This is a genomic window from Saccharopolyspora gloriosae (genome assembly GCF_014203325.1).
Classification (GTDB): domain Bacteria; phylum Actinomycetota; class Actinomycetes; order Mycobacteriales; family Pseudonocardiaceae; genus Saccharopolyspora_C; species Saccharopolyspora_C gloriosae.
The window spans coordinates 3,185,297-3,197,338 of record NZ_JACHIV010000001.1 but is presented as its reverse complement, the minus strand read 5'-3'; the positions used below and the strand labels follow the sequence as shown (position 1 = coordinate 3,197,338).

Sequence of the window (12,042 nt, the reverse complement as noted above, 5' to 3'; positions counted from 1 at the left end):
GAGTCAACGGACCGTTCGTCCCACGGCATTGGGCGAACGGTCCGTTCACTCAGGTGCTCACGGCCAGGGGATCTGCGGGGAGCGGGTGAAGCCGATGCCCGCCGCCGTCCAGCGCGGTCCCTGCTCGGCGAGCCGGGTGCGGAACGATTCCCAGTCGTGCGTGGCCGCGGGCGACCAGCCGATCTCGGCGATGGCCGGGAGCCGCGGGAACGCCATCGTCTCCAGGTGCGCGGAGTTCTCCAGCGTCTCCGTCCACATCGGAGCCTCGACGCCGAGCACGGACTCCGCGGGAACACCGGGCAGGTGGCTCGCCGGGTCCCAGCCGTAGGCGTCGGCGACCTCGATGAAGGCCGCCCAGCTCAAGCCGAGCTCGGTGGACTCGTCGTACTTCATGTCCAGGTAGGACCGGTCTGCGGGCGACATCAGGATCTTGTTGCCGCGGGCGGCGGCAGCGGCCATCTCGGCGGCCTCCGCGCTCTCCACGCCCCAGTACTGCACGACCGAACCGGCCTGCGGCTCGGCCTTGGCGTACTCGTGCCAGCCCACGGCGGTCTTGCCGTGCTTCTCGACGATCGGCAGCGCCCGGTCCATGAACGCCCGGTACTGCTCGTCGGTCGTCGCGTCCGCCTCGTCACCGCCGATGTGCAGGTACGGGCCGGGGGTGAGCTCCGCGATCTGGCCGATCACGTCGTCGAGGAACTCGTAGGTGATGTCCTTGTCCACGCACAGCGAGCTGAAGCCGACCTCGATGCCGGTGTACAGCGGCGGCGCGACGCCGTCGCAGTTGAGCTCCGCGTAGGACGACAGCGCCGCGTTGGTGTGCCCGGGGGTGTCGATCTCCGGGATGATCGTGACGTGCCGGGACTCGGCGTAGGCGACGATCTCGGAGTAGTCCTGCTGGGTGTAGAACCCGCCGGGCCCGCCGCCGACCGAGGTGCTGCCGCCGTGCTCGGTCAGGCGCGGCCAGTCGTTGATCTGGATCCGCCAGCCCTGGTCGTCGCTCAGGTGCAGGCGCAGGAAGTTCATCTTGTAGCGCGCGATCTGGTCGATGTAGCGCTTGACCTGCTCGACGTCGAAGAAGTGCCGGGCCACGTCGAGACCGGCTGCGCGGTGCTCGTAGCGGGGCCGGTCGGTGATCTCGCCGCCGGGCACCGTCCACGGCCCCGGCTGGACCTGCGGGCTCTCGATCGCGGCGGGCAGCAGCTGGCGCAGCGTCTGCACGCCGTTGAACAGCCCTTCGGCCGCACCGGCGTGCAGGGTCACGGCCTCGCCGGTGACCTCGAGCCGGTAGCCGGCGGGGCCGAGCTCGGCGTCGTCGAGGCGCAGCGCGACGTCGCCGCCTTCGGCGACGGGCAGCGGGAACCCGGTCGAGGGGCGCAGCACCCCGGCCAGGTAGTCGGCCACGTCGTTCGCGCCGGGATCAGCGGTGATCGCGCTCTCGGCGGTCAGCGCGAACTCGACGTCCGGTGCTTCCCGGACGGTTTCCGGCGCGGGGATGACCTGGTGCAGCGGCGATTCCGGTGCGGCGGTCGCCGCGGGCGTGATCGTGCTCAGCGCTCCGGCGGTGAGCACACCGGTCAGCAGTGCGGCCGTCGCGGCGCGGACCCGGCGCGCGCGGGCAGGCCGTGCGGAGGTGAGGGGCATGGGCTCGCTCCCGGTAGGGGACGTGATCATAAAGGTATAGACCACGCGTCCCGCTCAGGCAGCGCCCGAACGGACGTATCGGACGCCGTCCGGGGCCCCTCCCCGTCTCGCCGCGGTGCTCAGCGGTCGCCGCGCAGCGCCGCCCGCAGGTCCTCCAGCACGGCCGGGTCCTCGATCGTCGACGGCACCTTCGTCTCCCCGGAATCGGCGATCTCCCGCATCGACTTGCGCAGCACTTTGCCGGAGCGGGTCTTCGGGAGGCCGTCGACCACGTCGACGTCGCGGAACGCCGCGACCGGTCCGATCTGGTCCCGCACCGCGGCGACCAGCTCCGCGCGCAGCGCCTCCGGATCCGCCTGCACCCCTGATTTGAGCACCACGAAACCGCGCGGCACCTGGCCCTTGAGCTCATCGCGCACACCGATCACGGCGCACTCCGCGACCGCCGGGTGCGTCGCCAGCACCGCCTCCATCGAGCCCGTCGAGAGCCGGTGGCCCGCCACGTTGATCACGTCGTCGGTGCGGCCCATGACGAACACGTAGCCGTCCTCGTCGACGTGCCCGCTGTCGCCGGTGAGGTAGTAGCCCGGATAGCGCGACAGGTACGACTCGACGAACCGCTCGTGATCGCCCCACAGCGTCGGCAGCATGCCCGGCGGCAGCGGCTGCTTGATGCAGATCGCGCCGTCCGCACCGGTCGGCAGCTCCTCGCCCGCCTGGTCCAGCACCCGCACGTCGAAACCCGGCACCGGGACCGTAGGCGAACCCGGCTTGATCGGCATCGGCTCCAGCCCGCGCAGGTTCGCGCAGATCGGCCAGCCCGTCTCGGTCTGCCACCAGTGGTCCACCACCGGCACCTCCAGCGTGCGCACCGCCCACTGGTAGGTCTCCGGATCGAGCCGCTCACCCGCCAGGAACAACGTGCGCAGGCCGGAGATGTCGTAGCGGGCGAGCTCGGCGGCCTCGTGGTCCACCCGCTTGATCGCGCGGAACGCGGTGGGGGCGGTGAACAACGCCTTCACCCCGTGCTCGGCGATGACCCGCCAGAACGCCCCCGCGTCCGGGGTTCCCACCGGTTTGCCCTCGTAGACCACCGTCGTGGCCCCGGCCAGCAGCGGCCCGTAGACGATGTAGGAGTGCCCGACGACCCAGCCCACGTCGGAGGCCGTCCAGAACACCTCGCCGGGGCCGATGTCGTAGATCGCGCTCATCGACCAGCGCAAGGCCACGGCGTGGCCGCCGTTGTCGCGCACCACGCCCTTCGGGCGACCGGTCGTGCCGGAGGTGTAGAGCACGTACAGCGGATCGGTCGCCGCCACCGGCACGCAATCGGTGGGCTCCGACGCGGCGAGCTCCTCGGCCGCGTCCGCCTCGCCGGGGCCGAGCTCGGCGCGCACCTGGTCCCGCTGGAAGATCAGCACGCCGCCTTCCGGGCGGTGCTCGGCGAGCCGCAGCGCCTCGTCGACGATCGGTTTGTACTCGACCACGCGGTTCGGCTCCAGGCCGCAGGACGCGGCCACCAGCACCGTCGGCCGGGCGTCGTCGATCCGCGCGGCGAGCTCCTTGGGCGCGAAGCCGCCGAAGACCACCGAGTGGACCGCGCCGATCCGCGCGCACGCCAGCATCACCACCAGCGCTTCCGGGATCATCGGCAGGTACACGATCACGCGGTCGCCCTTGCCGACGCCGCGCGCCCGCAGCGCTCCCGCGAACCGGGACACCCGGTCCAGCAGCTCGCGGTAGGTCCACCGCGACACCTGCCCGGTCATCGCCGAATCCCAGATCACCGCGTCCTGGTCGCCGCGCCCGTCGCGGACGTGCCGGTCCAGCGCGTTGAAGCAGGTGTTGAGCACTCCGTCCGGGAACCACCGGCCGGAGTCGTCCAAGGCCCTGGTCGGGGCGCGGTCCCAGTCGACGGCCGCCGCGGCGTCCAGCCAGAACCCCTCGGGGTCCGTGCGGCTGCGCTGGTAGGCGTCGGCGTACGCACCCATGGTCATGACCTCCCGCTGGCGGTGTCGACGAGCCTCAGAGTCCTACCCGACGACGGGCGTTCGCGCCAGCATCCGCGCCGCGCCGGGCCCGGGACGCGCTCCGTCCCGCGCGCCGCCGTGCGACAGTCCACAATGGGCGATCGACGGGCCGGTCGGTTTCCGTCGCAACAACAAGATGATCGTGTGTTTCGCGACGAACGGTCGGTGTGGTTTCTGCCGCGCCGAACCCGCGCACTTTCAAGATCATCCGCTCGTCGGTGCGGTCCTCCCGCTGGGCGCACCCCCGTCGAATTCAGGGGAACGTGCGGTCATGGGTCGAACACAATGCGTGGGTGGGGAGGCGGCCGGATAACGCGCACCGCGGTTCGGTCGACAACCGTGATGGAGGTGTCGAGCATTGATCAGCGTGGAAACGACTCACCGGGACGGCATCGTCGACGATGATGCCGAGACGGCGGAACTGCCCACCACCCCGTGCAGCGTGGTGTGGAGCGGCGGCCACTCGTTCGTCCTCGAAGGCGTGGGCGGGCGCGCCCGCTGGGCGGGCGTCGACGACCGCGGCCGGGCCCGCTTCCTCACCGACGCGGAACTGCAGCGCCGCGGCTGGAGCCACAACCGCGGTTGACCGGTCCGCCCACCCCCGGCCGCTCCGGCCACCGCAAGGGGGGTGTGGCACCCTGATCCGAGCGGGCGCCCGAGGCGCCCGAGACCCGCAGGCGCAGGTGAGCGCTTCGCGGTGGATCGACAACCGTGTCAGGGAGGGCTGTGGTGCAGGACGCCGACGGCACCACGGCCGGAGCCAAAGGCCGAGGTGAAGCGGGCGATCCCACGTCCCCGGAACCGGCGGGCTCCAGCATGGCCGAACACGACGAACCGGACCGGGGCGCGGAAGCCCCGGAGCGGTCGTCGCAGTCCGCTGAACGACCGGAACCCGACGCGGAGGCCCCGGCGCCCGATCCCGGCATGGCCCGGATCAAGGAAGTCGCCGCCGGCGTCTGGGACGACCCCTGGCTGACCTGGCCGAACCTGCTGTCCCTCGTGCGGCTCGCCGGCGTCCCGCTGTTCCTGTGGCTGCTGCTCGGGCCGCAATCCGACCTGCTCGCGCTGCTCGTGCTCGTGGTCAGCGGAGCCACCGACTGGCTCGACGGCAAGCTCGCCCGCTGGCTCGACCAGTACAGCCGCGTGGGCGAACTGCTGGACCCCGCGGCCGACCGGCTCTACATCGTCGCGACGCTGATCGCCTTCGTGCTCCGCGACGTGATCCCCTGGTGGGCCGCCGCGGCGCTGATCGGCCGCGACGTCGTGCTCACGCTGTGCCTGCCGGTGCTGCGCTGGCACGGTTTCGAACCGCCGGAAGTGCACTACCTCGGCAAGGCCGCGACGTTCTGCCTGATGTACGCGTTCCCGCTGTTGCTGCTGGTGCAGGAGGACTTCGCCTTCGAAGGCGTCGTGCGCCCGGTGGCCTACGCCTTCACCTGCTGGGGCGGCGCGCTGTACGTGTGGGCGGGGGTGCTGTACCTGATGCAGGTCATCGCCGCCGTGCGCGCCGCGCGCTCCCGACCGGCCTGACGCCCGCGCCTTCCTCCTGGAGCGACCCGGCCGGGATCCGGTGCCGTGTCGATCACGGCGTGCCCATCTTGCGGTCGAAAGCGGCCGCGACCTACGCTCGCGTGGCCCGTCGCGATCACTGCGCGCGGGTGCGGTGGCGCACTTCGGCCCCCGCTCCACGGCTCGACGAGGAAGGCGGGACCCCAGTGGCCCCGGACGGGATCAAGTACACCCAGGAGCACGAGTGGGTGCTGCGCACCGGCGCGGACACCGTGCGCGTCGGGATCACCGACTACGCCCAGCAGCAGCTCGGCGACGTCGTGTTCGTGCAGCTGCCCGAGGTGGGGGAGACCGTCGAAGCCGGGGGTGGCATCGGCGAGGTCGAGTCGACCAAGAGCGTCTCCGACATCTACGCACCCGTGGCCGGTGAGATCGTGGCCCGCAACGAGCAGCTCGACGAGCAGCCCGAGCTGGTCAACTCGGCGCCGTTCGGCGACGGCTGGATGATCGAGATCAAGCTCGCCGACCCCGCCGCGCCCGACGGCCTGCTCGAGGAGAGCGACTACCAAGGCCTCATCGACCAGGGATGATCGTTGATCTCGGGTTCGCAGGCGGCTTGAGGTGGGAGTCCCGCGTCTGCGACCTGGGACGGCACGGTACGTTTGAACGCACTTGCACGACCCATCCGCGCAGAGGAGAGCTCAGGTGAGCCAGAACGACGGGCCCGGCGGCGTTCCGCCGGAGCAGTCACCGGAGACCACCTCGGTCTTCAGGCCGTTCCTCTCGGAGCCGGAGAGCACCGAGAGTGCGACCCCGGAGCCAGCGGCCTCCGGGGTCGATGCGCTGCCCGCCGGGGCTGCCCTGCTGGTGGTCAAGCGCGGCCCGAACGCCGGGTCGCGATTCCTGCTCGATCGGGAGACCACCAGCTCCGGACGCCACCCGGACAGCGACATCTTCCTCGACGACGTGACGGTGTCCCGTCGGCACGCCGAGTTCAGGCGAGAGGGCAACGACTTCGTCGTCGTCGACGTCGGCAGCCTCAACGGCACCTACGTCAACCGGGAACCGGTGGACACCTCGGTGCTCGCCAACGGCGACGAGGTTCAGATCGGGAAGTTCCGGTTGGTGTTCCTGACCGGTCCGATCGAGGGCCAGGGCCGCTGAGCCGAGCGTTCCGCGTACCGAGCGCATCGGGGCGGCGCCTTGCGGCGTCGCCCCGATCGTGCTCGGCGGGCACCGCAACCCGGTCCGCCGCACGGCCGATGATCTTCACGGCCGTTCGGCGCCGCCGGCGGGCGGTCGCGTTACGAGGTGCTTTCCGCAGCGCGCAACGGGTTCTGCGGATGGCGGTGCGGTGTATCGTGGCGTTGGGCATCGTTCGCGTCGGGAGCGGTCGGAGTCCTTCATCGGACGGGCTGGTCGGCGACGCCGCGCGAGCTCGCTCCACGAGGGACCTCCGGGTGTTCGCGGAGGGCAGCGGCGGCGTCAGGAACCGCCTCGGAACGATGTGCGGACCGAGTCGGACAAGGGAATGCCGGGTATCGGCGATCGGCCGGTACGCGGCCGTGAACGGGCCGGAAGAGCCGTCCACCGAGCGGGAATTCCGGGCGGAGGCGATGGCCACCGCCGTATCGCGGGTAGCGTCAGAGGCGTCGGTGCGCGATCCTCGACCAAGGATGTCACGCTTCGGCGCGCTGGAGGAGGCGATGAGACGATGAGCAGCGAAATGCGCGTCGTCGGCGTGCGAGTGGAACTACCAGCCAACCAGCCGATTCTGCTGCTGCGCGAGACCGAAGGCGAGCGGTACCTGCCGATCTGGATCGGATCGGTGGAGGCCACCGCGATCGCGCTGGAGCAGCAGGGCGTGCGACCCGCCAGACCGCTCACCCACGACCTGCTCAAGGACGTCATCGGCGCCCTGGGGCGGGACCTGGAAGAGGTGCGGATCACCGATCTGCAGGAGGGTACGTTCTTCGCCGAACTCATCTTCGACGGGGATGTGCGGGTCTCGGCACGCCCGAGTGATTCGGTGGCGCTGGCGCTGCGGGTCGGAGTGCCGATCCACGCTGACGAGTCGGTGCTGGACGAAGCCGGGCTGATCATCCCGGACGAGCAGGAGGACGAGGTCGAGAAGTTCCGGGAATTCCTGGACTCGGTCTCTCCGGAGGACTTCCGCGGCGCCGATACGTGATCAGGTGAGCGGACGTGCGGTCCGCTCACCCCCGGTGCCGTACCCGGCTCCCGGTGCGAGTTCGCACCGGGAGCCTTTTCGCGTTCGGCGAGCGGCGCGGGCCGGAGCGGGGACGTCACACCCGGGGTGGGCGGGCGGCTCCGCGCGTCGCGTTGACCCGCTCACGGGCCGGGCTTACCGTCGGAGTGCGCGAATCGCCCCGATGTGATTTTCCAGGTCGGGGAAGGTCGAAGCCCCGGTTCCATGATCGTTCCCCCGTTCGGCGGATGATCATGCGTCGAGCCGGGTTCTGGTGGTTCGCCGGCCTCGGGCCGGGCGAGGGGAGGCAGGCGTGGTGGAGCGAGCACCTGGCGAGGATTCCGCCGCGGAGCAGTCGGCGCCGTTCCCCGACACCGCGCTCCCGGACGAGCTCGTCGGCTACCGCGGACCCGCGGCGTGCCAGATCGCCGGCATCACCTACCGGCAGCTGGACTACTGGGCGCGCACCAAGCTGGTCGGCCCGTCGATCCGCGGCGCGGCGGGATCCGGGTCGCAGCGGCTGTACTCGTTCAAGGACGTCCTGGTGCTCAAGGTCGTCAAGCGACTGCTGGACACCGGGGTCTCGCTGCACAACATCCGGGTCGCCGTGGAGCACCTGCGCCATCGAGGCGTGCAGGACCTGGCCAAGATCACGTTGTTCAGCGACGGCACGACGGTCTACGAGTGCACCTCCGCCGAGGAGGTCGTGGACCTGCTGCAGGGCGGTCAGGGCGTGTTCGGGATCGCGGTCAGCGGCGCGATGCGCGAGATCACCGGGACGATCCACGAGTTCCCCGCCGAGCGGGCCGACGGCGGCGAGCACGAGGAGCCGGTCAACGACGAGTTGTCCCGCCGTCGCCGGGACCGCCGCACGGGCTGAGCGCCTCGCCCCGTGACGGGGGCGTCACCGCCGGTCAGCGCCGTGCCCGGCGCACCGGAGTGATCGAGCGGGATGAAGATCGCACTTTCGGTCGTCACTGGATCGGGTAGGCTGCTGAGCATCGCTGACCCCGCGCGGGAGAGTTCGCCGGTGACCTGGTCACCGGCGGCGCCGAAGGAGCAAACCCTCCCCGACAACCTCTCAGGCCTGCTGGACCGCACGGGCGAGATACCTCTGGAAAGAGGGACCACCGGTAGGTGGTTCCCCGCCGACGGTGCAAGCCCGGTCGCCGTACCGGGTGAAGCTCTCAGGCGTTCGTATCGCGGACGGTGACAGAGGGGGAGAGCAGCATTCGTGCTGCCGCCCTGTGTCCGTCGCGATGAATGAGGTGTGGCGATGACGACCGAAGACCGTATCCCGCTGGCCGCCCTGGAACACGGCACTCCGTTCGCCGACCGCCATGTCGGGCCGTTGCCCGCCGAGCTGGCGCGCATGCTGGACGTGATCGGTGTCGGCTCGCTGGAGGAGCTGGGCCAGGCCGCGGTGCCCGAAGGCATCCGCGAACGGGACCTGCAGCTGGCCCTGCCGGAGCCGGCTACCGAGGCCGAGGCGCTCAAGCAGCTCCGGGACCTGGCGCGGCTCAACAGCCCGCACACCGAGATGATCGGGCTGGGCTACTACCCGACGATCACGCCGCCGGTGATCCTGCGCAACGTGCTGGAGAGCCCCGCCTGGTACACGGCGTACACGCCGTACCAGCCGGAGATCTCGCAGGGCAGGCTCGAGGCGCTGCTGAACTTCCAGACGATGGTCGCCGACCTGACCGGTGTTCCGGTGGCGAACTCGTCGATGCTGGACGAGGCCACCGCCGCCGCCGAGGGCATGACGCTGGTGCGCCGCGCGGGCCGGGCCAAATCGCCGCGCTTCGTGGTGGACGCGGACGTGATGCCGCAGACCCTGGAGGTGCTGCGGACCCGCGCCGAACCGCTGGGCATCGAGGTGATCGTCACCGACCTCGCCGCGGGTCCCGAGGCGCTGCCGGAGGACGACTTCTTCGGCGTGCTGCTGGCCTACCCCGGTGCCTCCGGCGCGCTCCGCGACCACGAGGCGATCATCGAGCGGGTCCATGAGCGCGGCGGGATGGCCGTGGTCAGCGCCGACCTGCTGGCGCTGACGCTGCTGCGCGCTCCCGGTGAGATCGGTGCCGACGTGGTGGTCGGCACGACGCAGCGCTTCGGCGTGCCGATGGGCTTCGGCGGCCCGCACGCCGGGTACATGGCGGTGCGCAAGGGCATCGAGCGGCAGCTGCCGGGCCGGTTGGTCGGCGTGAGCGTCGACGCCGACGGCGACCAGGCCTACCGGCTCGCCCTGCAGACCAGGGAGCAGCACATCCGCCGGGAGAAGGCGACGAGCAACATCTGCACCGCGCAGGTGCTGCTGGCGGTCGTCGCGTCGATGTACGGCGTCTACCACGGCCCGAGCGGGCTGCGGGCCATCGCGCGCCGGGCGCACCGGATGGCCGCGGTGCTGGCGGAGCGGTTGCGCCGGGGCGGGGTGCGGATCGAGCACGCGGAGTTCTTCGACACGATCGTCGCGCGGGTTCCGGGCAGGGCAGCGGAGGTCGTGCGGGCGGCCCGCGAGGGCGGCATCAACCTGCGCCACATCGACGACGACCTCGTCGGCATCAGCTGCGACGAGACCACCACCAGGGAGACGCTGGTGCGGGTGGCCGCCGCGTTCGGGATCGAAGGCGGCTCGGTGGCCGACGTCGACGCGCTGGACGCGGAGACCGCCGACGCGCTGCCCGGCGTGCTGCGGCGCACCTCGGAGTACATGACGCACCCGGTGTTCCACACCCACCGCTCGGAGACCTCGCTGCTGCGCTACCTGCGCCGCCTGTCGGACTCCGACGTCGCGCTGGACCGGAGCATGATCCCGCTGGGGTCCTGCACGATGAAGCTGAACGCGACCGCGGAGATGGAGCCGATCACCTGGCCGGAGTTCGCCGAGGTGCACCCGTTCGCGCCCGCGCAGGACGCGACGGGGCTGCTGGAGATCGTGCGGGACCTGGAGCGCTGGCTCGCGGAGATCACCGGCTACGACGCGGTGAGCCTGCAGCCGAACTCGGGCAGCCAGGGCGAGTTCGCCGGGTTGCTGGCGATCCGCGCCTACCACCACAGCCGTGGTGAGTCGGCCCGCGACGTGTGCCTGATCCCGGCCAGCGCGCACGGCACGAACGCCGCGAGCGCCGTGATGGCCGGGCTGCGCGTGGTCGTGGTGCGCTGCGACGACAAGGGCAACATCGAGCTCGACCACCTGCGCGAAGTGGTGGACCAGCACCGCGACGACCTCGCCGCGATCATGATCACCTACCCGTCCACGCACGGCGTCTACGAGGACACCGTGGAGCAGGTGTGCGGCCTGGTGCACGACGCGGGCGGCCAGGTCTACGTCGACGGCGCGAACCTCAACGCGCTGATCGGCCTGGCGCGGATGGGCAAGTTCGGGTCCGACGTCTCGCACCTGAACCTGCACAAGACGTTCTGCATCCCGCACGGCGGTGGCGGTCCCGGCGTGGGCCCGATCGGGGTGCGCGAGCACCTGGCGCCGTTCCTGCCGAACCACCCGCTGCAGCCCGCGGCCGGTCCGGAGACCGGTGTGGGCCCGATCAGCGCGGCGCCGTGGGGCAGCGCGTCGATCTTGCCGATCTCCTGGGCCTACGTCCGCATGATGGGGTCCGACGGGCTGCGCCGGGCGACGCTGACGGCGGTGGCCGCGGCGAACTACGTGGCCCGCCGGCTCGACGAGTACTTCCCGGTGCTCTACACGGGCACCGGCGGTTTCGTCGCCCACGAATGCATCCTGGACCTGCGGCCGATCACCAAGGCCTCCGGCGTGACGGTGGACGACGTGGCGAAGCGGCTCGCCGACTACGGCCTGCACGCACCGACCATGTCCTTCCCGGTGGCCGGGACGCTGATGGTCGAGCCGACGGAGAGCGAGAACCTCGCCGAACTCGACCGGTTCTGCGAAGCGATGATCGCGATCAAGGGCGAGATCGACAAGGTGGCGAGCGGTCAGTGGCCCGCGGACGACAACCCGCTGAGCCAGGCCCCGCACACCGCCGCGTCGCTCGCCGGTCCTTGGGATCACGCCTACAGTCGAGCGGAGGCCGCCTACCCGCTGGGTACCGGGACGCAGAAGGTGTGGCCCGCGGTGCGCAGGATCGACGGCGCGCGGGGCGACCGGAACCTGGTGTGCTCGTGCCCTCCGCTTTCGGCGTACGAAGGCTGATCGTCCTGCGGGGGTGAGCGGGTGCCGTGGGCGATGCACTACGGTGGGCGGCTCCATCATCCCAATCGCCTCCGAGAGGAGTGCAGCAATGCTCACGATCAGCGAGAGCGCAGCTGAGGTCATCAAGGTCGTCCTGGCCGGCGGTGACTCGCCCGAGGGTTCGGGGCTGCGCATCGCCCCGGTCGCCGACGAGGCCGGTCAGGCCGAGTTGCAGGCGGCGATCGCCAGCGAGCCGCAGGGAGACGACCAGGTGGTGGAGGAATCCGGTGCTCGGGTCTTCCTCGAGCCGCAGGCCGCGGAGCTGTTGGGCGACAAGGTGCTCGACGCCGAGCGCGACGACAACGGCGAGCTGAACCTGGCCGTCCGGGACTGAACGTGATCGGCCCGCCGCCTCGGTGGCGGGCCGATTCGTTCGTTCCGGACGGGGCAGCGGCGGTGAACGTGCCGGCCAGGCCCGATCGGGCCTGGCCGTCGTG

Annotated in this window: 9 protein-coding genes, 1 pseudogene and 1 riboswitch; of the genes and pseudogenes, 8 read left to right on the top strand and 2 right to left on the bottom strand. The window is 71.2% G+C overall.

Going from position 1 to position 12,042, the window contains the following annotated elements; translation table 11 throughout:
• Nucleotides 1-57: 57 nt before the first annotated feature.
• Nucleotides 58-1,644, bottom strand: coding sequence for a beta-N-acetylhexosaminidase (locus BJ969_RS14165; RefSeq protein ID WP_184479393.1), 1,587 nt, complete (start codon nt 1,642-1,644; stop codon nt 58-60).
• Nucleotides 1,645-1,763: 119 nt separating this feature from the next.
• A pseudogene (locus tag BJ969_RS14160) lies at nt 1,764-3,647 on the bottom strand (propionyl-CoA synthetase); the annotation flags it as partial.
• 394 nt (nt 3,648-4,041) lie between these two features.
• Between BJ969_RS14160 and BJ969_RS14155 the strand changes: the two are divergent.
• The 8 genes from BJ969_RS14155 (at nt 4,042) to BJ969_RS14120 (ending at nt 11,939) form a co-directional block, all read left to right on the top strand.
• Nucleotides 4,042-4,260: a hypothetical protein gene (locus tag BJ969_RS14155; protein ID WP_221317021.1), complete on the top strand. Its 219-nt coding sequence runs from the start codon at nt 4,042-4,044 to the stop codon at nt 4,258-4,260.
• Nucleotides 4,261-4,598: 338 nt separating this feature from the next.
• Entirely contained in the window at nt 4,599-5,204 is a 606-nt protein-coding gene (gene clsA, locus BJ969_RS14150; RefSeq protein ID WP_246458145.1) for a cardiolipin synthase ClsA, read from the top strand.
• A 185-nt stretch (nt 5,205-5,389) separates the two neighbouring features.
• Nucleotides 5,390-5,773: a glycine cleavage system protein GcvH gene (gene gcvH, locus BJ969_RS14145; protein ID WP_184485270.1), complete on the top strand. Its 384-nt coding sequence runs from the start codon at nt 5,390-5,392 to the stop codon at nt 5,771-5,773.
• A gap of 115 nt (nt 5,774-5,888) precedes the next feature.
• Nucleotides 5,889-6,347 carry a glycogen accumulation regulator GarA gene (gene garA / locus BJ969_RS14140; RefSeq protein WP_184479391.1) on the top strand — a complete coding sequence of 153 codons (459 nt, stop codon included), beginning with the start codon at nt 5,889-5,891 and terminating at the stop codon, nt 6,345-6,347.
• 550 nt (nt 6,348-6,897) lie between these two features.
• Complete coding sequence (locus BJ969_RS14135) at nt 6,898-7,374, top strand: bifunctional nuclease family protein (RefSeq protein WP_184479390.1); 477 nt, start codon at nt 6,898-6,900, stop codon at nt 7,372-7,374.
• 331 nt (nt 7,375-7,705) lie between these two features.
• Nucleotides 7,706-8,272 (top strand): MerR family transcriptional regulator, encoded by a 567-nt coding sequence (locus BJ969_RS14130; protein WP_184479389.1) that lies wholly within the window; start codon nt 7,706-7,708, stop codon nt 8,270-8,272.
• 125 nt (nt 8,273-8,397) lie between these two features.
• Nucleotides 8,398-8,500: riboswitch (glycine riboswitch) on the top strand.
• A 168-nt stretch (nt 8,501-8,668) separates the two neighbouring features.
• The gene (gene gcvP / locus BJ969_RS14125; protein ID WP_184479388.1) at nt 8,669-11,566 is read left to right on the top strand and encodes an aminomethyl-transferring glycine dehydrogenase; all 2,898 of its coding nucleotides are present in this window, start codon (nt 8,669-8,671) and stop codon (nt 11,564-11,566) included.
• Nucleotides 11,567-11,654: 88 nt separating this feature from the next.
• Nucleotides 11,655-11,939: an iron-sulfur cluster assembly accessory protein gene (locus BJ969_RS14120; protein WP_184479387.1), complete on the top strand. Its 285-nt coding sequence runs from the start codon at nt 11,655-11,657 to the stop codon at nt 11,937-11,939.
• The last annotated feature ends 103 nt before the right edge of the window (nt 11,940-12,042 follow it).